This window comes from Enterobacter hormaechei ATCC 49162, assembly GCF_001875655.1.
GTDB lineage: Bacteria > Pseudomonadota > Gammaproteobacteria > Enterobacterales > Enterobacteriaceae > Enterobacter > Enterobacter hormaechei.
Map to the genome: position 1 here is coordinate 3176447 of NZ_MKEQ01000001.1, position 21105 is coordinate 3197551.

The 21105-nt window shown below is 54.5% G+C and carries 18 protein-coding genes and 1 pseudogene; 8 read left to right on the plus strand and 11 right to left on the minus strand.

Annotated elements, in window-relative coordinates:
• Positions 1-83: 83 nt before the first annotated feature.
• From BH712_RS15785 to trxC, 3 genes are all read right to left on the minus strand, one after another.
• Complete coding sequence (locus BH712_RS15785) at positions 84-2747, minus strand: bifunctional acetate--CoA ligase family protein/GNAT family N-acetyltransferase (RefSeq protein ID WP_006811619.1); 2664 nt, start codon at positions 2745-2747, stop codon at positions 84-86.
• Between the two features lie 35 nt (positions 2748-2782).
• Positions 2783-3481, minus strand: a complete 699-nt coding sequence (gene tapT / locus BH712_RS15790; RefSeq protein ID WP_006811618.1) for a tRNA-uridine aminocarboxypropyltransferase — start codon at positions 3479-3481, stop codon at positions 2783-2785.
• A gap of 69 nt (positions 3482-3550) precedes the next feature.
• Positions 3551-3970 carry a thioredoxin TrxC gene (gene trxC / locus BH712_RS15795; protein ID WP_006811617.1) on the minus strand — a complete coding sequence of 140 codons (420 nt, stop codon included), beginning with the start codon at positions 3968-3970 and terminating at the stop codon, positions 3551-3553.
• Between the two features lie 204 nt (positions 3971-4174).
• Between trxC and BH712_RS15805 the strand changes: the two genes are divergently transcribed.
• Complete coding sequence (locus tag BH712_RS15805) at positions 4175-5260, plus strand: tRNA/rRNA methyltransferase (RefSeq protein WP_006811616.1); 1086 nt, start codon at positions 4175-4177, stop codon at positions 5258-5260.
• 38 nt (positions 5261-5298) lie between these two features.
• Here BH712_RS15805 and ung read toward each other — a convergent pair whose 3' ends face one another.
• Positions 5299-5988: a uracil-DNA glycosylase gene (ung, locus tag BH712_RS15810; RefSeq protein ID WP_006811615.1), complete on the minus strand. Its 690-nt coding sequence runs from the start codon at positions 5986-5988 to the stop codon at positions 5299-5301.
• Between the two features lie 315 nt (positions 5989-6303).
• On the opposite strand from ung, the gene grcA reads away from it, so the two are divergent.
• Positions 6304-6687, plus strand: coding sequence for an autonomous glycyl radical cofactor GrcA (gene grcA, locus BH712_RS15815; protein WP_006176733.1), 384 nt, complete (start codon positions 6304-6306; stop codon positions 6685-6687).
• A gap of 51 nt (positions 6688-6738) precedes the next feature.
• On the opposite strand, the gene srmB is transcribed toward grcA, so the two are convergent.
• The gene (gene srmB / locus BH712_RS15820) at positions 6739-8067 is read right to left on the minus strand and encodes an ATP-dependent RNA helicase SrmB (protein WP_006811614.1); all 1329 of its coding nucleotides are present in this window, start codon (positions 8065-8067) and stop codon (positions 6739-6741) included.
• Positions 8068-8199: 132 nt separating this feature from the next.
• On the opposite strand from srmB, the gene trmN reads away from it, so the two are divergent.
• On the plus strand, positions 8200-8937 hold the full coding sequence (gene trmN / locus BH712_RS15825; RefSeq protein WP_032674008.1) for a tRNA(1)(Val) (adenine(37)-N(6))-methyltransferase TrmN: 738 nt from the start codon (positions 8200-8202) through the stop codon (positions 8935-8937).
• Here trmN and nadB read toward each other — a convergent pair.
• Positions 8922-10541, minus strand: coding sequence for an L-aspartate oxidase (nadB, locus tag BH712_RS15830; RefSeq protein WP_006811612.1), 1620 nt, complete (start codon positions 10539-10541; stop codon positions 8922-8924). The genes trmN and nadB overlap by 16 nt on opposite strands.
• 425 nt (positions 10542-10966) lie before the next feature.
• On the opposite strand from nadB, the gene rpoE reads away from it, so the two are divergent.
• From rpoE to BH712_RS15855, 5 genes are all read left to right on the plus strand, one after another.
• Positions 10967-11542 (plus strand): RNA polymerase sigma factor RpoE, encoded by a 576-nt coding sequence (gene rpoE / locus BH712_RS15835; protein ID WP_006176728.1) that lies wholly within the window; start codon positions 10967-10969, stop codon positions 11540-11542.
• Positions 11543-11573: 31 nt separating this feature from the next.
• Positions 11574-12224: an anti-sigma-E factor RseA gene (rseA, locus tag BH712_RS15840; RefSeq protein ID WP_006811610.1), complete on the plus strand. Its 651-nt coding sequence runs from the start codon at positions 11574-11576 to the stop codon at positions 12222-12224.
• The gene (rseB, locus tag BH712_RS15845) at positions 12224-13177 is read left to right on the plus strand and encodes a sigma-E factor regulatory protein RseB (protein ID WP_003860717.1); all 954 of its coding nucleotides are present in this window, start codon (positions 12224-12226) and stop codon (positions 13175-13177) included. Before rseA ends, rseB begins: the two co-directional genes overlap by 1 nt.
• On the plus strand, positions 13174-13650 hold the full coding sequence (gene rseC / locus BH712_RS15850; RefSeq protein ID WP_006811609.1) for a SoxR-reducing system protein RseC: 477 nt from the start codon (positions 13174-13176) through the stop codon (positions 13648-13650). The genes rseB and rseC overlap by 4 nt, the downstream gene beginning before the upstream one ends.
• Before the next feature lie 430 nt (positions 13651-14080).
• The gene (locus BH712_RS15855; protein WP_006811608.1) at positions 14081-15310 is read left to right on the plus strand and encodes a tyrosine-type recombinase/integrase; all 1230 of its coding nucleotides are present in this window, start codon (positions 14081-14083) and stop codon (positions 15308-15310) included.
• Here BH712_RS15855 and xis read toward each other — a convergent pair.
• The 5 genes and pseudogenes from xis to BH712_RS15880 form a co-directional block, all read right to left on the minus strand.
• Entirely contained in the window at positions 15288-15572 is a 285-nt protein-coding gene (gene xis / locus BH712_RS15860; RefSeq protein ID WP_023314677.1) for an excisionase Xis, read from the minus strand. The genes BH712_RS15855 and xis overlap by 23 nt on opposite strands.
• 46 nt (positions 15573-15618) lie before the next feature.
• A complete protein-coding gene (locus BH712_RS15865) occupies positions 15619-15861 on the minus strand; it encodes a DUF4060 family protein (protein ID WP_032674007.1) in 243 nt (80 codons plus the stop codon).
• A complete protein-coding gene (locus tag BH712_RS15870) occupies positions 15848-16471 on the minus strand; it encodes an ASCH domain-containing protein (protein WP_006811606.1) in 624 nt (207 codons plus the stop codon). The genes BH712_RS15865 and BH712_RS15870 overlap by 14 nt, the downstream gene beginning before the upstream one ends.
• 34 nt (positions 16472-16505) lie before the next feature.
• A pseudogene (locus tag BH712_RS15875) lies at positions 16506-17655 on the minus strand (RecT family recombinase).
• On the minus strand, positions 17630-21049 hold the full coding sequence (locus BH712_RS15880) for a RecE family exodeoxyribonuclease (RefSeq protein ID WP_006811604.1): 3420 nt from the start codon (positions 21047-21049) through the stop codon (positions 17630-17632). The pseudogene BH712_RS15875 and the gene BH712_RS15880 overlap by 26 nt, the downstream one beginning before the upstream one ends.
• Positions 21050-21105: the final 56 nt, after the last annotated feature.

A 21105-nucleotide genomic window follows, 5' to 3' on the forward strand; every position in this document is an offset into this window, starting at 1 on the left:
GAAGGGTTGTCTGTACCAGGCAAACAACATAAGCGGACAATGATACCCCAGTGCCGGGAAAAGTGGGTAACATTTCCAGCAGCTTACTCTTGTTTCTCCGTTGATGTCAGGCTGAGGGACAGGGAGACAATGCCTTCATCCAGCTGGATATCTACGTCAAAACCGAGCTTCCGCGCCAGGGTCACCATACCCCGATTGTTTGGCATAGTAATGCCATTCAGGCGTGACAATCCGTGATCCCGCGTATAACCAATGAGTTTTTCGAGCAGCCGTCTGCCCAACCCCAAACCCTTAAGATCGGAACGCACCAGTACGGCAAACTCCGCATCCACGTTATCCGGGTCGGAAATGGCACGCGTCACGCCGAGGATCTCCTCGCCCTCTCCGGCACGGCGGACCGCCACAATCGCCATTTCTCGATCGTAGTCGATCTGGGTCATATTGGCTAAATCGTCGTGGGTAAATTCATTGATTTCGCTGAAATAGCGATAGTACAAATCTTCCTTCGTCACCTGCGAGATGAACGCCCGCAGCAGCGGCTCGTCTTCCGGCAGGATAGGGCGAAACAGCGCCCGCTCCCCATTTTTCATCTCCACCCACTCTTCCAGATGAAGAGGATAAGGACGAATGGCGAGACGGCTTTCCCGGTCACCGACAAAGGGCGCAATATCCAGCGTCACGTCCAGCGCGGTAAATTCATTTCCGGAGGCAAGGAGGGGGTGGATATCCAGGCGCTGGATCTCCGCGCAGTCAACGATGAGGTTGGAGACCTTCACCAGGAACTGGCTTAACCCGGCGATATCAAGCGGCCTCAGAGCGCTTCTCCCGCGAATTTTTTTACTTTTGATGGCCTGAATAATCAAATAACGCGCCAGGTTCATGTTTAAAGGGGGAAGCGCGACAACCGCCTGTTCTTCTGGCCGCCATTCAACGCCGCCTTCACCCAGCATAATGAGCGGACCAAAAACCGGATCATGTTCGACAACTACGCGCAGCTCCTGCGCGCCCGCACGGTTAGCCATGCTCTGCACCAGCAGACCGTGGATCCGGGCCTGTGGCCACGTCATTTTAACGCGATCGATAATGGCATCTGCGGCCTGTTGCACTTCTGTCGCGGTGCGCAGATACAGCATGACGCCCTGAACATCCGATTTGTGCGGAATATCGGGAGAGCGCAGTTTCAGCGCGACCGGGTAGCCAATCTGCTCAGCGATATGTACCGCTTCCGCGCTGTCGCCGGCAATCCAGGTGGGCAGGGTTTGCATCCCATAGCTGCCAAGAATGGGTTGTACCTCATGTGTATCAAGAGAAGTGGCGCCCTCTTCGATGGCCTGCTGCAAAAGCCTGTGCACGTCCACTGAATTTGCGGTGAGATTGCCCGGCAGGGCAGGCGTTTCACGCAGCTGCTTCTGGTTACGGCGGTATTCCACCATATGCATAAAGGCGGTAATCGTGCCCTCCGGGGTACGGTAGGTTGGCAACCCGGCTTCACTAAACAGACGCCGTGCCTCCTGCGAGGAGAACTCGCCGCACCAGTTGGTCAACAAGGTGACGTATTTGCCGCGCGGATGGTTTCGGACAGCCTCAATCAGCGCCCGCGCACTTTCGCTGCCTGGCGCAACCGCGCTGGGCGAATGGATAACCATCAGCGCATCAAAGTCCTGGCTATCCAGTAAAATCGTGATCGCTTTAATGTAACGATCGCTGCTGGCATCATCGCGCAAATCGAGGGGATTATCGGGAACAACGCTTCCCGGTAACGCGTCCCGCAGGCGCTTGAGCGTCTCTTCACCCAGCGTTGCCAGCTTGCCGTTGCGTAGCCAGAGTTCGTCCAGCGCCAGGGCGGCGGGAGCGGCACCGTTGCTGACAATCATCAGCTTTTCACCGCGCAGGGGGCGCATGTGGCTTAATGTTTCGACGGCAGAAAAAAGCTCGTGTGTGTCCTGTACCCGCAGTAAACCGGCGCGCTGGATCGCTGCATCCCATGCGGGATCCATCCCGGAACGGGAATGCAGCAGGCGCTGAGCCGCGGGGCTGCGCCCGCTTTTGATGACCAGAATCGGTTTATTACGCGATGCGCTACGCGACGCCGACACAAAACGACGGGCGTCGCTCAGGTGTTCAAGGTAGAGCAGGATAGCGCTGGTTTTGCTGTCACGCGCCAGGAAATCCAGCAGCTCATCGACCTCAATGTCCAGGCTGTCGCCCAGGGCGATGAAATAGGAAAAACCCATCTCACGCTGTTGCGCCCAGTCGAGGATGGTATTGGATACCGCAGCCGACTGTGAAATAAAGGCCAGTTTGCCTTTGCGGATCGGAACCGGGGAAAAACTGGCATTCAGCCCTTGCCAGGGCGCAAGCAGGCCGAGGCTGTTCGGACCAAGAATGCGCATCTGGTAGCGGCTGGCGCAGGCCAGCAGTTCAGGCTGCTGTTCAGGAGGCGAGGAAAGAATAATACAGGTTTTACAGCCTTTCTGGCCGAGGGACTCAAGCAGCTCGAGGTTTCGTTTCGCATGCGTACAGAGCACGGCGAGGTCGGGAACAAACGGCAAATGCTGCACATCCGGCCACGCCAGCACCCCCTGTACCGCTTTATAAGCGGGCGTAACAGGCATTACCGGGCCGTTAAACCCGCCAGCCAGCAGGTTACGCATCATCAGATACCCTGCGCGGTCCGGTTTCATCGAGGCGCCAATAACGGCAATGGATTTCGGACGGAGTAGCGCTTCTAACCCTCTCTGGCTCATGCAGGCCTCCTGTGAATGCAAGCGACCTGATGATTTTAAACGCTTTCTGCCTCTGTTGCTGTGACACTCCCCTTATGAACGGTTTTTCCCGCCAGATAACGTTCGCGGAAGCAGGAGAAGTGGGAGCCCAGCGCGCCAGCCGCCTGGGTATCGCCAGCCAGATCCAGTAGCGCAATGGCAACTTCAGCGGTGCAATATTGACCGTCAGCATGCGCTTCACGTAAGCGATAGGCCGAAACGCGCGACAGATCGACGGAAATCACCGGCAGCGCATCGAGATACGGACTTTTGCGAAACATCTTTCTCGCTTCGGTCCAGGTGCCGTCGAGCATAATAAACAGCGGCGGCTTACCGGATGGCGGCACCGTAAGCACCTGACGCTGTTCGCCTGCATAGGATGCCGGGAATACGACCATGGGCTGATAGTCCGGGTTTGCCACCAGGTCGAGCAGAGCCTGAGGAGGTTCAGTGCGCGACCACTGAAACGCTGCGGTGTCTGGCAGAATATCGGCGATCAGACGCCCCGTGTTGCTGGGCTTCATCGGTTCGGTATCGAACATGACCAGACAAAAGCGGCTTTTCGCCTCGCTCGGCGCAAGCGTTTCACACAGGCACACTTTCAGCGGTAAAAGGCAGCGCTGGCAGCGTCGAATACGATTACCTCGGGCCAGAAACGGGCGAGTGGCGCGCGCAAGACGCTCGGCGCGTAATTGAAGTACAGCGTTATCAGTCATGGGCGAAAGGCAGGAAAAACCCCATTTTCGCAGAGGAGAGAACGGGGCACAAGATGTGCCCCGTGAATGTTACAGGGATTCGTTTAACCAGCTGTCGAAAGGCGCTTTCGGAACTGCGCCGTTGAGCATGTCGATCACTTCACCATTTTTGAAAATCATAATGGTTGGAATGCTGCGAATACGAAAACGGGCGCTGAGCTCACGTTCCGCTTCGGTATTCACTTTAACAAAACGCATTTTCCCGCTGCGCTCTTCAGCCACGTCCTCGAAGACGGGCGCAAAGTTACGGCAAGGGCCACACCACGGTGCCCAGAAATCGACCACAACAGGCAGATCGTCCTTGAGGAGTTTGTCCAGCGTAGCACCCGTCGCGTTAATGACATCGCCATCAAATAATTCATGGCCACAACGCCCGCATTTCGCACCATCATCCATCCGATCGTCCGGAATGCGGTTTAAAGCCTGACAGTTGGCACATACGGTATTCATAACTAACCTCTGATAGAGCCGGGGAACAACGGCAGAGCGCCGATAATGTTTCTGATATGTTACACATTATCAGTGAGCCTGTATCAAAGGACAACGCGTTTTATTCAATGGGAACAATAGTCACAGGCTTTTGTACGAAATTATGGCTATGAGCTTGCACATCGGGTAATCTGCGCGCTTCGCGCAGCGCTGGTGGAGAAAAGCATGAACGACGAAATGAAAAACAAAAGCGGCAAGGTCAAAGTGATGTATGTCCGCAGTGATGATGACTCTGATAAACGCACCCAAAATCCGCGTACCGGAAAAGGTGGCGGGCGTCCGGCGTCTTCTCGTGCAGACGGTGGCCGTCGCCCCGCCCGCGATGACAGAAATAACCGCGGCGATGACCGCAAACGTGATGACCGTAAGCGTGACGATCGCAAACGCGATGATGTTGTCCGCGACGGTGGATCGCCATGGCGTACCGTATCTCGTGCGCCGGGTGAAGAGGCGGCTGAAAAAGCCGATCACGGCGGTATCAGCGGGAAAAGCTTTATCGATCCGGAAGTGCTGCGTCGTCAGCGTGCCGAAGAGACCCGTGTATACGGCGAGAATGCCTGTCAGGCCCTGTTCCAGAGCCGCCCGGAGTGTATCGTTCGCGCATGGTTTATCCAGAGCGTGACCCCGCGCTTTAAAGAAGCGCTGCGCTGGATGGCAGCGAATCGCAAAGCCTACCATGTGGTGGATGATGCCGAGCTGACAAAAGCGTCCGGGACTGAACACCACGGTGGCGTCTGCTTCCTGATCAAAAAACGTAACGGCACCACCGTGCAGCAGTGGGTCAGCCAGGCGGATGCCGATGACTGCGTGCTGGCGCTGGAAGATGTGGGTAACCCGCATAATCTGGGTGCTATGATGCGTAGCTGTGCGCACTTTGGCGTGAAAGGCGTGCTGTTGCAGGATGCCGCGCTGCTGGAGTCCGGTGCGGCAATTCGTACTGCGGAAGGCGGTGCTGAGCATGTTCAGCCGATCACCGGCGACAGCGTGCTGGATGCCCTCGAGCAGTTCCGTAAAGCGGGCTACACCATTGTCACCACTTCAAGCCGTGCCGCGACGCCGCTGTTTAAAGCGACGCTGCCACGCAAAATGGTGCTGGTGTTAGGTCAGGAGCGTGATGGTCTGTCTGATGCGGCGCTCTCCAGCGCGGATCTGAGCGTCTCTATCGACGGCACTGGCAACGTTGAAAGCCTGAACGTATCCGTTGCGACCGGCGTGCTGCTGGCCGAGTGGTGGCGTCAGAACAAAGCATAAGACTTTTATGTGCCGGGTCTGACCCGGCACATTCAAACCTACTCGCTCTCTGCCGGTAACACAGGCATCCAGTCAATCGGTTTTTCGCCGCGTTTTTCCAGCCACTCATTCGTCAGAACAAAATGGTTACAGCCAAAGAAACCGCGATGCGCAGACAGCGGCGACGGGTGTGGCGCTTTCAACACATGATGGCGTTGACGGTCAATAATCGCCCCTTTTTTTTGTGCATGCGAACCCCAGAGTAAAAACACGACCCCTTCACGATGCTCATTGATCAGGCTGATGACCTTATCGGTAAAGGTTTCCCATCCCAGGCTGGCGTGAGAGTGCGCCTGTCCCGCCCGGACAGTTAATACGGTATTCAGCAACAGCACACCCTGACGCGCCCAGCTTTCGAGATAGCCGTGATGAGGGCGGGTAAAACCGGGTATCGTTCCTTCAAGCTCTTTATACATATTCAGCAGAGAAGGGGGGATGGCAACGCCCGGACGCACGGAGAAAGCCAGTCCGTGAGCCTGCCCGGGGCCGTGGTACGGATCCTGCCCCAGAATAACCACCTTAACATCGCTCAGTTCGGTGTAGCGAAAGGCGTTAAACACATCTTTCTGCGGCGGATAAATTGTCTGCCCGGCCTGCCGTTCAGCTGCAACGGTGCTGAGGGTATTAATAAAATAGGGCTGCTGCTTCTCTTCTGCCAGCACATCATGCCAGGTTAAAGGTGTTGTCATCTCGCTCTCCTGCGAATTTCAATCTGTGTCTAGCTTACCTGCTAAACCCCAATGAGCAAAATTACCCGCGGAAAAGCAGGCTAAGTATCTCAATTTGCGTTGGAAACTACACCCGTTAAGCCGAATTGGTAAGTCTCTGGAATTGATCTGAAACAAAAAATGCAGACCACACTCTTTGTGTGGTTAGTGATTTTGTTGATTTAAATCAATAAATGACCCGGGTCTGAATGTTATATATACACACAACAAACAATGGTTTTACCAATTGGCCGCACAAGGCCAGCATCAGTTAATGTAGCCTAAGGGAGGCAACACATGATTACAGGTATCCAGATTACTAAAGCGGCAAATGACGATCTGCTGAACTCTTTCTGGCTGCTGGACAGCGAGAAAAACGAAGCGCGCTGTGTAGTAGCGAAAGCAGGTTTTGCGGAAGACGAAATCGTTCCGGTTAACAAACTGGGCGAAATTGAATACCGTGAAATTCCAATGGAAGTGCAGCCAGAAGTGCGCGTGGAAGGTGGTCAGCACCTGAACGTTAACGTCCTGCGTCGTGAAACGCTGATGGATGCCGTTGAGCACCCGGAAAAATACCCACAGCTGACCATCCGTGTGTCTGGCTATGCGGTGCGTTTCAACTCTCTGACCCCGGAACAGCAGCGCGACGTTATTGCGCGTACCTTTACTGAAAGCCTGTAAGGTTTCAGCCACGGGGGTGGAATAAAAAAGCCGGGAGATTCCCGGCTTTTTTTACTCTTCCGTTTTCGTCTCTGGCGCAGCAGAGCTTGGCTTACGGCGCTTACCAATATTCTTGGTATCGCGGTGGCGCTGCTTAACGCGCGGCTTCTCTTTTTCTTTCTCTTTTCTCTCAGCACGTTTCGCGAGCGCTTTCTTGGACGGTTTACCCGTCATTTTTTCACTCGGCGCACGTGTGGTCGGACGAAGCCCGTCAATCACGCGAGCTTTAAGCGGCTCATCAACGTAGCGGCCAATTTTCTGAAGCAGCAAATGATCGTGTGCTTCTACCAGAGAGATAGCAATACCCTTCCGGCCCGCACGACCAGTACGACCAATACGGTGCAGGTAAGTATCTCCGCTGCGCGGCATATCAAAGTTGATCACGTGGCTCACGTCCGGGATATCGATTCCGCGCGCGGCAACGTCGGTGGCAACCAGCACATTCACGCGACCATCGGTCAGGCGCTTAATCCCTTCGGTACGCTTAACCTGCGCCATTTCACCTTCGAGATAGCAGTTGTTGATGCCAGCGTTGCGCAGCATTTCCGCCAGCTCATGCACGCGCTCACGTTTGCGAACGAAGACGATGGTGCGGGTTGCCTCTTCCTGCTTCAGCAGATGTTTCAGCAACTCAACCTTATGCTCAAGGTTATCTGCGCGGTAGTACCACTGGTGGATCTTCTTCCGCTCACGCGTCGATGGCGTAGCGGACACTTCCACCGGATCTTCCAGCAGACGTTCGGCGAAATCTTTGATGGCATCCCCTTCAAGGGTTGCCGAGAACAGCATAGTCTGGTTACGCCAGCGCGTTTCGCCCGCGATGTGCTCGATATCCTGGGCAAAGCCCATGTCAAGCATGCGGTCAGCTTCATCGAGAATCAGCGTTTCCACCGCGCGGCAGTCGAAATTCTCTTCTTTTATGTATTGCAGCAGACGGCCTGTCGTCGCGACAACGATATCCTGGTTTTCGCTGAACACTTCGGCGTGGTTCATATACGCTACGCCGCCGGTGATGGTCGCGATATCCAGATGGGTGTTCGCTGCCAGCTCACGCGCGTGTTCGGCAACCTGCATCGCCAGTTCACGGGTCGGGGTCAGGATCAAAATGCGCGGCGGGCCTGATTTTTTACGCGGAAAATCGAGCAAATGCTGCAACACAGGCAGCAAGTAGGCTGCTGTCTTCCCCGTGCCGGTTGGCGCAGAACCGAGCACATCGCGGCCCTCAAGCGCAGGCGGAATGGCCGCGGCCTGAATGGCGGTCGGGCGTGTAAAGCCTTTGCTCTCAAGGGCATTGAGCAGGCTTTCATCGAGTTCAAGTTCGGAAAAAGTCGTTACAGTCATGTTCTACCTCTGTGTGGGGCGCTGATTATAGACGTTACGGCTGTAATCTTCATCTGTTTGTATGGATATCGCTTTTCGACCACTTCGCTTTCCCCTATGCTACTCCAGTTTCACTCAGAAGGTTGCCCCGACATGTCTCAACTCAAAGCGCAGTTGCGCCGCGATGGTTTTACGTTTAAACAGTTTTTTGTGGCGCACGATCGTTGTGCGATGAAAGTCGGTACAGACGGTATTTTACTGGGTGCATGGGCGCCTGTCGCAGGTGTCAAACGCATTCTGGATATTGGTACGGGCAGCGGGCTTCAGGCGCTGATGCTGGCGCAGCGTACAGAAGAACACGTCACGATCGACGCCGTTGAGCTTGATCCTCAGGCGGCCCGGCAGGCAAGTGAAAACGCTGCCGACTCTCCGTGGGCAGAACGCATCAGGGTTGAATGTGCCGATGTGCTGACCTGGGCGCCGGAGCAGACCGCGCGTTACGATTTGATTGTCAGCAATCCGCCGTATTATGCGCCAGGCGTGGAATGTGGAACGCCGGAACGCGAGCAGGCACGCTACACCGGCTCGCTCGATCACAAGGCGCTACTAACCAGTGCGGCGGAGCTCATCTCGGAAGAGGGATTTTTCTGCGTAGTCTTGCCTGAAAGCACAGGCAATACCTTCATTGCGATTGCACGGGAGATCGGCTGGAATTTGCGTCTTCGTACTGATATTTCGGATACGGAAGGGCGCTTACCGCACCGCGTGTTGCTGGCGCTCTCGCCGAAAGAGGGGGAGTGCTTTATCGACAGGATGGTCATTCGTGGGCCAGACCAGCGTTATTCCGAAGATTACACTGCTCTGACCCAGGCCTTTTATCTGTTTATGTGAGCCTGCGGGGACAACACCGACGGGCCGGAAACCTCCAGCGTGTCGGGATAGTCCAGCGTATAATGCAGCCCTCGACTCTCCTTGCGCATCATCGCACAGCGCACAATCAGCTCGGCTACCTGCACAAGGTTACGCAGCTCCAGCAGATTATTGGAAACACGGAAGTTGGCGTAATATTCATCAATTTCCTGCTGCAACATCATGATGCGGCGTAACGCGCGCTCCAGACGCTTCGTTGTGCGTACAATGCCGACATAATCCCACATGAAAAGCCGCAGCTCGTGCCAGTTATGCTGGATAACCACCAGTTCGTCCGGGTTCTCTACCCGGCTTTCATCCCAGGCTGGCAGGTGCGTTGTCGGACGTGCATAGGGCATGCGTTTGGTAATATCTTCCGCAGCCGACCACCCGTACACCAGACACTCCAGCAGCGAGTTTGATGCCATGCGATTCGCCCCATGCAGGCCGGTGTAACTGATCTCGCCGATCGCATACAAGCCATCTACGTCCGTACGACCATGATCGTCAACCATTACCCCGCCACAGGTATAGTGGGCGGCAGGCACAATTGGCACCGGATCGCGGGTTAAATCGATACCCAGGCCCAGCAGCTTTTCGTAAATCATCGGGAAGTGCTGGCGAATAAAATCTGCCGGTTTGTGGCTGATGTCCAGATACATACAGTCCACGCCAAGCCGCTTCATCTCATGGTCAATGGCGCGGGCCACGATATCCCGCGGTGCCAGCTCACCTCTCGGGTCGAAGTCCGGCATAAACCTGGAACCGTCCGGGCGCTTCAGATACGCGCCTTCGCCGCGCAATGCTTCCGTCAGCAGGAAGTTACGCGCCTGCGGGTGGAACAGGGCGGTAGGATGGAACTGATTAAACTCCAGATTCGCCACGCGGCAGCCAGCGCGCCAGGCCATGGCGATACCGTCTCCGGAGGCGATATCCGGGTTAGTCGTATACTGGTAAACCTTGGAAGCGCCACCGGTCGCCAGCACTACGGCTTTTGCCTGGCAGGTTTCCACTTTTTCTTTATTACGATTCCATACCCATGCACCGACAACGCGGCGCGTACCAGGCAGGCCAATCTTATCGGAAATAATCAGGTCGACGGCGTTGCTGCGCTCCAGCACCCGGATATTGGGATGGCTGAGGGCTTTGCTGACCAGCGTGGTTTCAACCGCTTTTCCGGTTGCATCAGCAGCGTGCAGAATACGGCGGTGGCTGTGGCCGCCTTCACGGGTCAGATGATAGCTCTCTTCACCATTAGGCTGAACCTGCGTATCAAACAGCACGCCCTGGTCGATAAGCCATTGCACGCAGTGACGGGCATTGCTGGCGACAAACTCTGCGGCATGCTCATCCACGATCCCGGCACCGGCAATCAGGGTGTCTTCGACGTGCGAGGCAATGCTGTCCGTTTCATCAAACACGGCGGCAATCCCGCCTTGTGCATAGAAAGTGGAACCTTCGCTCATCGGCCCTTTACTCAGCACGATTACGTTCTGATGTTCCGCCAGGCGCAGCGCGAGGGAAAGTCCGGCAGCACCGCTACCGATGATCAGTACATCACAATGAAGTTCAGGCGTCGTGTTCATGATGTTTGTTTAATTTACTAAACATGGTGCAGGGAGAATAGCATTGTGATGCGAGATATCGCACGTTTTTTTTGATGCGTGTTGCAATGACTAAACGAAAGGTCGGAAGTGAAATCTGCGCTAAACGGCTGGAAATATTTTGCGAAGCAGATCGTTAGCTTCAGATTTTGTGGTGAAATAAAGCCTGTGTTGCGTTACTCTTCTGACGATAAAGTTGATGATTCTTGTCAGAAAGCGGGTGCGTATCGTGAACAGACTTATAATGAGAGAAAATGAACAGTCTGCGGCGCGATGAACAAAAACAAAGGCGTTACGGAACTTATTGAAGAACAGACACTCTAATTCGGTGCTTGCTCAAAGTGCAATGTTGTTAGAGTGGCGTTTCGATAACGCGTGGAATTTGGTTTGGGGAGACATTACCTCGGATGAGCGAGCAGTTAACGGACCAGGTCCTGGTTGAACGGGTCCAGAAGGGAGATCAGAAAGCTTTTAACCTACTGGTGGTGCGCTACCAGCATAAGGTAGCGAGTCTGGTTTCCCGCTATGTACCGTCAGGCGATGTGCCTGATGTGGTACAAGAGTCTTTTATTAAGGCCTATCGCGCGCTGGATTCATTCCGGGGGGATAGTGCTTTTTATACCTGGCTGTATCGCATTGCAGTCAATACGGCTAAGAATTATTTGGTTGCTCAGGGTCGTCGTCCGCCTTCAAGTGATGTTGACGCTATCGACGCAGAAAACTTCGAAAGTGGCGGTGCGCTGAAAGAAATTTCGAACCCTGAGAACTTAATGTTGTCAGAAGAACTGAGACAAATCGTTTTTCGCACGATCGAGTCGCTCCCGGAAGATTTACGCATGGCAATTACGTTACGGGAGCTGGATGGCCTAAGCTATGAAGAGATAGCTGCCATCATGGATTGTCCGGTCGGCACGGTTCGTTCACGAATTTTCCGTGCGCGAGAAGCCATTGATAATAAAGTTCAACCGCTTATCAGGCGTTGACGATAGCGGGATACTGGAAAAGGTATTAGGCATGCAGAAAGAAAAACTTTCCGCTTTAATGGATGGTGAAACGCTGGATAATGAGCTGCTCAATGAGTTGTCTCATTCTCCCGAAATGCAACAGACCTGGGAGAGCTATCATCTTATCCGCGACACTCTGCGCGGTGATACCAGTGAGGTTCTCCATTTCGATATCTCAGCACGCGTTATGGCGGCCATTGAGAACGAACCTGTTCATCAGACCACGCCGCTGATTCCTGAAGCGCAGCCTGCACCTCACCAGTGGCAGAAAATGCCGTTCTGGCACAAGGTGCGTCCATGGGCCAGCCAGCTCACCCAGATGGGGGTCGCTGCGTGCGTATCGCTTGCAGTTATCGTTGGGGTCCAGCACTATAATACTCAGTCTGAAGCCAATCAGCAGCCTGAAGCGCCAGTGTTCAATACGCTGCCGATGATGGGTAAAGCCAGCCCGGTTAGCCTGGGCGTACCGGCAGATGCCTCCGCAAGCGGCGGACAGCAACAGCAGGTACAGGAGCAGCGTCGTCGCATTAATGCGATGTTGCAGGATTACGAGTTGCAGCGTCGTCTGCACTCCGAGCAGCTTCAGTTTGAGCAGGCCCAAACCCAGCAGGCTGCTGTGCAGGTGCCAGGAAACCAAACTTTAGGAACGCAATCGCAGTAATGAAGCAACTTTGGTTCGCCATGTCTTTGATGGCGGGTAGCCTGTTCTTCTCTGCTAACGCCTCGGCTGATGTTTCATCCGGGGCGTTGTTGCAGCAAATGAATCTGGCCAGCCAGTCACTCAACTACGAGTTGGCATTTATCAGCATCAATAAGCAGGGTGTCGAATCGTTGCGCTATCGCCACGCCCGCCTTGATAATCAGCCGCTCGCCCAGCTTTTGCAGATGGATGGCCCGCGTCGGGAAGTGGTCCAGCGTGGGAATGAAATCAGCTATTTCGAGCCAGGCCTTGAGCCATTTACGCTCAATGGCGACTACATCGTTGATTCCCTGCCGTCGCTCATTTATACCGATTTTAAACGTCTCGCCCCCTACTATGATTTTATCTCGGTGGGGCGAACGCGTATTGCCGACAGGCTGTGCGAGGTGATCCGCGTTGTCGCGCGGGATGGCACACGTTACAGCTATATCGTCTGGATCGACGCCGAGACGAAGCTGCCAATGCGGGTTGATCTGCTCGATCGCGACGGTGAAACGCTGGAACAGTTCCGCGTGATCTCCTTTGACGTGAACAGTCAGGTTGGCAACAGCATGCAGAATCTGGCCAAAGCCAGCCTGCCGCCTTTACTTTCCGTACCTGCTGGCGATTCTGTCAATTTCAACTGGGTACCTTCCTGGATCCCACAAGGGTTTAGCGAAGTTTCCAGCAGCCGTCGTCAGCTGCCGACCATTGAAACACCGGTTGAGTCGCGACTCTATTCCGATGGTCTGTTTAGCTTCTCGGTGAATATCAACCGTGCTACGGCGAACAGTTCCGAACAGATGCTCCGTACCGGTCGCCGGACGGTCAGCACGACGGTGCGCGATAATGCGGAAATTACCATAGTGGGTGAATTACCGCCGCCAACGGCAAAACGTATTTCAGACAGCATTAAATTTAGGGCCGCACAATGATTAAAGAGTGGGCCACGGTCGTATCCTGGCAGGATGGCGTAGCGCTTGTCAGCTGTGATGTGAAAGCCTCATGCAGCAGTTGCGCTTCGCGAGCCGGTTGCGGCAGCCGCGTGTTGAATAAGCTGGGGCCGCAGACGTCGCACACTATTGCTGTGCCGAGCGACCAACCGCTGGTGGCTGGGCAAAAAGTGGAGCTGGGCATCGCTGAAGGCAGCCTGCTCACTTCCGCCATGCTGGTTTACCTTTCTCCGCTGGCAGGCCTGTTCGTAATGGGCGGGGTTTTCCAGATGCTGTTCGGCACCGATTTGGCCGCCATGTGCGGGGCCGCTTTGGGCGGCGTGGGCGGATTTTGGCTTGCTAAAGGCGTTTCCCCAAGGCTTGCCGCCCGGGAAGCCTGGCAGCCTGTCATCCTCAGCGTTGCACTGGCACCCGACCAGCTTCGTGTTGAGACGCTCTCGTCTGAGGCCCGGTGATCGCCGGGCTTTATTATTATTTACACCCCGATAAAGAAAACCTCATCTCTGCGCGCTATACCTGGCTCTAAGTGCATTTCCAGCGGACGAGGATGTAGTGTAGAATGCTGCGTTTTCGCACTGAAAAACGTCAGGCTAAGAACAGCGGCCTCCAGGAATTCGTAAGGCATAATTATTTAACTATATGAAGAACATACGTAACTTTTCGATCATTGCTCACATCGATAATTGATACCCCGCCAGCCTCCGCAAACCTCCGACAAAAACGCCTCAAGATCCCCATCAAATCAGCCTTTCCAAAAATTATACTGTTTGCATGTACAGTCAACCTACGACATCATAAGTCATGGTTTTTGTGTCCACCAGTGCGTCCATATCCTATGATGGACACATAACCCCCCGTTCTGATGGACACACGCAGGGACAAATCATGGCTATTTCAGATAGTTATCTAAAGTCGTGCCTTGGGCGCGAACGAGACAAAGTTGAAGAAAAGGCAGACCGTGATGGTCTGTGGGTACGTATCTCCAAAAAGGGGGCCGTTACTTTTTTCTACCGATTCCGCTTCCTGGGTAAACAGGACAAGATGACGATCGGCAGCTATCCGGAGTTCGGTTTAAAGGCTGCGCGCGATGAAGTGGCTAAGTGGGCCGCTATTCTTGCCCGTGGCGAAAACCCAAGGATCAGGCAAAGCCTCGACAAAGCCAAGATTAATAGCCAGTACACCTTCGAAGAGCTGTTCCGTGAATGGCACTCAATGGTCTGCATTCAGAAAGAATCAGCCGGGCAGGTCCTCCGCTCGTTTGAACTGCACGTTTTCCCCAAGCTCGGGAAATACCCTGCGCATCAGCTCACGTTACACAACTGGCTCACTGTCCTGGACAGATTGGCCCAGGGTTACAGCGAGATCACCCGGCGCGTGATCAGCAACGGCCGACAGTGTTATTCCTGGGCAGTGAAACGGCAGCTGCTGGAAGTTAACCCGCTGTCAGAAATGTCTGGGCGTGATTTCGGCATCCAGAAACAAATGGGTGAGCGAACCCTGGACCGTAAAGAACTGGCGATTGTCTGGCGAGCCATTGAGGATTCCCGACTCATTGAGCGAAACAAGATCCTCTATAAATTGTCACTGATATGGGCGTGCAGGGTCGGCGAACTCCGGCAGGCTGAAGTCGCACACTTTGATTTTGAAGAAGGGATCTGGACTGTTCCATGGGAAAACCACAAGACAGGGCGGAAGACAAAGAAACCGATAATTCGACCTATCATCCCGGAAATGCTCCCGCTGATAAAACGGGCCATTGAGCTGGCGCCTGGACGCTTTGTTTTTTCAAAATATGAAGACAAGCCGATGAGTGAAGGCTTCCATATGAGCATCAGCAGCAACCTGGTTAAGTTCATGCTCAAGGCTTATAACGAGCAGGTCCCACACTTTACTATTCATGACCTACGCCGAACTGCGCGAACGAATTTCTCAGAGCTAACCGAGCCGCATATCGCCGAGATAATGCTCGGGCACAAACTGCCTGGGGTGTGGTCGGTATACGACAAGCACACCTATGTTGAGGAAATGAGAGTGGCATATGGTAAGTGGTGGGCCCGACTTATGAGCATCGTCGAGCCCGACATTCTGGAGTTCACGCCGCGTCAGGTCGGGTGAGGCGGCCTTTATCATCACGCGTGAGGTTTAAGTGGGACATAGGCTTGCGGGTGGTCCTGGACATCTCTCTGATTTGCCAGGCTGTAACTTTGGTTTTTAACCATTTATTGGGGCCGCCCATGTAAGCGCAATCGGGCTCAGGGAAAGGGTTCTCGTTTGGGGCTCTTTTCCTGTAGCGTTCGAGCGTACGTGAGGAAATACACAGCTGCCCGCAGATGTCTTTAGTGCTCATCAGCTCAAATTTATTCGTTGCTTTGCTCATCTTTATTCTCCAAGGGCCCCTACCGGGGCCGTTTGATAATTCTTTATCAGGACACCTGGCCGGGAAGGGCACGCAGGCGGCGCATACCTGTCATTGCCGTGGCCACATAGCTCGTCTTGCGGTTCACCACCTCAACCCAGACCTTCACGCCTTCAACTCTCACCGTGTAGGTCTCTTTCATCTTGCTGCGCCCATAGTCGCCGTATCTTTGCTGGTGGGCAGCCAGCGCGATTTCGCATGCCTGACGCGCTAACGGGGATTGCTGGTTACCTCGGTTAATCAGTCGCATGGCCATCTCCTTCGATACGCTTAAACTCGATCACCCAGACCCATGGGTTAGCGCGCCAGCTGTCAGAACCGTAGATGGATTCCCACAGGTACTTAAATGCGCCTGTTGCCGTTGGTCTTCCGGTCATGTTGTGGCCTGCAATGCAGTCGTAACAGTCCTGTGAGTCAGCAAGTGCATCCATGTCGATGCCTTCCGCTTCTGCATCCGCTTCACTGATGCCATTCAAGCGCTCAATCCGCACCCCGGTAATCTCCAACGTGATGCGGCTCGCCCAGCGCGGCATGTGGATGCTTGGACGCCAGCGGCCTTCTTCTGGCCAGTCTGCTGGAGTTGTGGCGCGGTACGCTATGTCGTGGCTGTTCTGGTCGATGTTGTAGCGCGCCCACGTCTCGCGCACCCAGATGCGGTCGCCTGGCTTGCCAAATGCGCTGTTCAGATAGTTCCCTGCCGACAGCTCCCCTGCCAGTTCATTGCCAGCCAGCTCGCACCCAAGATTTCTATCCAATATCGGAAACTTTACCGGGCGCCGTGTCTGCGTCTTCCTGCCGTCGAGGATGGCGCGCACCATCTCGCTGTTAAAAATCATCCCGCGTTCGATAATTTTCGTCATGTTGTTACTGGGAGGGCGGACCCTCCCGCCTCCCTTAGTCCACGTATTCCGGTTTCATATCCGCCAGGGTGATGCTGAACTGATCGTGCAACTCGTCGCCCAAGTGACGCTTTGAAGATGCGAGCACACGCTCGGCTTCCGCGAACCGCTCTGTCGCGTCCGGTTCTTCCGGAGAAGGTAGGGAGTTGATAGCCGCCTCAACCTTGTTACGTGCATCGACCAGGTAGTACCGCTTAACGGCTTTGTTTTTCAGCTCGGTGAACAGTGCGGATCCAAGCGTCGCTTTAGCCGTTTCGATGTCGGCACGGACTGCTTTGGCGCTATCCACATCCTGAGCGGCCTCAATGCGGTCGCGGAAATCCTGGGCCAGGGTGTCGATATTTACAGATGGCTCCTGAGGATCCTGCGTGTTTACTACATTTTCACCTTTGATATCAGCCAGGCTCATTTTCTGAACCGGTGCCGGGTTAATTTCCCTTTCGGTGGGCTGCTCAATCTCATCAGGCGTGTAAACGCCTAGGATCACGTGCGGGCAGTACAAGCGCGCCCAATATTTCACGCCGAGATAGGCTATTTGCTGGTCGGGCTTTGAAACCCACAGCGGCGAATTTCGAGTAACTACCTGCGACAGGTAAAGAGGTTTATCCCAGGTGATTTCACTTTCACCACGAAGAATTGCTCCGACTTGAACATAGAGACCTTCTTCGTCTTCATCAGTCCAGTCGCGAACGCGTTCGGCAACAGTGTACTTACCGTTCTTACCCATTTTTTCACGGGTCACTTCTTTGGTTTTGGTGCAACGTTCCCAGTCGCCGCCGTAACGATAATGAAAACGGCCATGAATGGCACTGGAACTGGTAATTACGGCGTTAACAAGCTGCGCTTCGTAACCCAACTGGCCGTTGACCAGGTGAGTTTTTTGCGCCACCGCGTAAGGGTTCATGCCCCACTGCATGGCTTGCATAACAATCGCCATGCAATCCGCAGGCTTTCCTGCCAAGTGTGCCGGTACTGTAACGACAGACTGGGCCATCAGCCCGGCGAAAGCCTGCAACTGACCCAGTGCCTGAACGTTGAAAATTGAGTTGCTGGCAGAGATAGTGTTTGGAGCCTGCTGCTCAGCAGTTACGATATTCATGTTTTCCATCATCATTCCCCTTATGCCTGAGTACGCAGCGCTTCAAGGCGGCGCAGGTCGAAGTCGTTCAGTTCGTCGATGTAATCGTCGATGATTGGCGCTGGCCATTCCCCTGTGTCGAAGCCGGTTGCTATAGCGCGCATTGCTTTTCGGTACTCGAGCATGCCCAGTTCCAGAAGGTCTGCGGATGCCTCGATGATGGCGATCCAGTGGTAGTTCTCGTCTTTGTTGACGAAAATCCAGAAGAACTGGTCCAGCGCCGCGGTTTCGCAGTACATAGCCGCGCTCAGGTGATAATCACGTTCAATGATTTCCCGGTGTAGCCTGGCGCGCAGGCTTTCCTGCTTAACGTTCCACATGCTGATGGTTTTCAGGTCAGCACCAATACGCACGCCGTCCAGGTCGATCTCAAGGTCAGGGCGCACACGAACTTCCAGGCCCGTCTCCTCATCAAAGCCGAAGTAACTCACCTCGACGGCGCGGCTCGGGTGGGTCAGCAGCATGCCAGCGGTCGGGTGTGCCAGAAGCGCTTTTTGAATATTCAGTGCGGTGCCCAGCTGCTGGCGAGTGACCAGCACTTTCCCCTCCGGGTTATCGCGCCAGGCATCCAGCAGCTCGTCGGCAAACACGGCATCTGGTTTGACTGTCTTCACGGCCTGAATCAGATCTGCCTTCGTGCCAGAGACTTTCAGCGGTTGTGGCTTCTGTGCTTCCTGCGCCACCATGTCAGGGTTGATGATCGCTAACTGCTCGAGCAGCGCGTCACGGCTGCCGCTAGTTTTAACCGGCGTCGGCAGGGTGGCGTTGTACTCTTTGATGCAGGCTTTCATTGCCGTTGCCGTCTGCTTCTGGTCTGCATCGATACGCTGGAAGTTAGCTGGCAGCGTCATATAGTTCTGCGCTGTTTCTTCCAGGCTAGCGCCCAGCGGCACCTGAGCGGGCAGGGTAGCGTTGTACTCTTCCAGTAACACCTTGATGTCGTCGGCAGACAGCAGCGCCGGCAGGCTGGCGTTGTACTCATCGATAAAGGCGCGCAGTGTCGGCGTGGTGGTGAATGCGCCTTCCGGGATAACCGGTTCAATGCTGAACTCCGCATCCAGTTGTTCAGGCTGCAACGCCAGCGCATGCACTAAGTTGCCCATGTCCAGAACAGCGGAGCGCTCTTTGACGATGGTTTTTTCAACGTGGCGCGCATTGAAGTACATCAGGCTGACGCGGGCGTCTTTTACCTGGGTTGAGCTGATGCCGTTGGCGGCGTGGTAAACCTCGTTCGGAAGACCTTCATAGCGGCCTGGCTCGAAATAAGCAGGATATTCAACAGATGGTTCTTCCTGATGCACTTCTGGTTCGTGTTGTGCCGATTCTGGTTCGCTTTGAGCAGGTTCTGGCTCTTCCTTGATGGCAGAATCTGTTTTTTGGTGATCACCGGCCTGTTCCTGATTCGCCAGGCTTGGCGCGGCAGCGGCCAGTATCTCTACCGGAGCTACGGTAACTGCTTGCGTATCAACTGCATCAGCGCCTTCGCCTGGTTGTACCGGATCAGTATTTTCGACTTTCTCTGGCTGAGTCGTTTCCATCTGCACATCGCTGGTGGTCTCCGCTGCGTTTTCCGTTTTTTCGGCTTCATTTGAGGCGTTTTGGTTGAGCAGGGCATCAATGGAAAATATGCCGTTGCCCATACTTGTGATTTTCGGTTGTCCTTTCGCTTCCTCGGCGCGGCGGCGCGCACCTTCTTCACGAATCCGTTGTAAATTCTCTTCGTGAGTAGTGGTGGCCACACGCTGGGTCATTTCCCATTTCGGATCTGTTGGGTCGCTAATACCCTCGACAAACTCACCACGTTCGGCTGCCAGCTGCTTGCCCACGTTTTCACGTGAAATACCTGGAGCGGCAGAAGGCAGCGGCATTAACTCTGTTGTCGAATTGAAATTTGTTGTCATCGTTCGATTAACAAATTCCAAGTGAGCAGCAGGCGTCTTGTGGATGTTCTCAGGAGCGATACGCACCAGGTTAAAAATTGCCGTCCGGTTAACCGCCAGAACGCCGGGCTGGTTGCGCAGAATGCTGCTCCATGATTTCCACGGCTCCTCTTTTTTAGCGACAATTTCCTTCGCGCGGCGCAGAACGCTGCCTGGTATTTCGTGTGGGTTGAAGTCCATCGGCAGCAGGGCGCAGGCGATCTCGAGATCGAGAGAGTCCAGCGTATGGTGTGCGCCTTCGCCGCGGTCAGTAACATGGCCGCCATCAGCGTTAGTGCCGGAATCAGTACGCTGCACGCTGCTGATGCGGTTTCCGGCAGCCCATTCGCGCGCCAGGATGCCACGGTCAATGTAATCAGTTTCAGTCCATATTTTGGTGAAACGAAGAACCAAAGCGAGTTCGTGACGCTTCTCCTGGCTGAACACCTTGCGAATGGCGTCGGTATAGCGCCAAAGGTCTTTGGTATCGTAACCCTTAACCTCTTCGCAGTTTTCTGCCGCCAGCAGCAGGTTCTGAACGTAGCTGTTGTCAGTGTCCATCTCGAGCGTGCTGATAGCTTCGTACTCCTCGCGGGTTACGTGGTGGCGCATTTCGTCGGTGGTGAACTGTGAAAGAAGTTGTTTGCGGAAGGGCATTCTGCACACTGGATAACGGGTGTTTTCATCGTCGTGCTCGCCGATCTGGATACCGTCATCAATAGCGATATGCTGATCAGTTTCAACCCCGGCGTCGCTGGTTCTTTCTGATTTGAGCAGAGTAAGCTTTCCGTTCTTCCACTCTCTCACTACCTCATTACGGTCACCGGCATCAACTCTCAACCAGTCGGCCATGAAAGCAGCAAGTAGCTTTACTTCGTGCTCTTCATCTGGCGCGAATACCTGCTTAATCGCCTGGACCAGTTTCCATTCAGCGCTCAGGCTGAGTTCGGCAACTTCAGGGGTGTCATTCTTCGCCAGGAGCAGATTCTGGAGATAGGTGTTGCCTTCATCCAGCGACATTTCGCTGGCAGCCAGCTGCTGCTCTTTACTGATATGCGTCTGATATTTGTCGCAGGTCAGGTGGAAGGCAAAACGGACTGCTGGAGTACGGTTTTCAAGCGTAACACTCTCGTCGATAGTTTCGACTTTAACGGTCGTTTCCGGAGCGGAAGTGTTGTCCACAGGGCTAGTCGACTCAGCAACAGCCTTTGGCAGCCAGGTGCGTCCATCGTCCTGGAGTGCGTAGCGCTCGCACCAGGTGTAATCCACAGTGCCTTCTTCCGGAAGGTCGTTATATACGGGGAAATCGGTGCGGATCGGTTTGGCGTAGTCTTTACCGCGGCCAGTTTCTTCAATGCCTGCTTCTTCCAGTGCAACATCGAGTTGGAGATTGGCGCGGGCTGCACTTTTCGCAGTGAACCAAATAACCGCATCTTTCTTGCCAGATTTCTGACTGGCTTTGAGCAGATGGAAAAATTCCATGTCAGATCCTCATTTTTGGATGTAAGATCCCCGGGCCAGAAATAGCGCCCATTGGG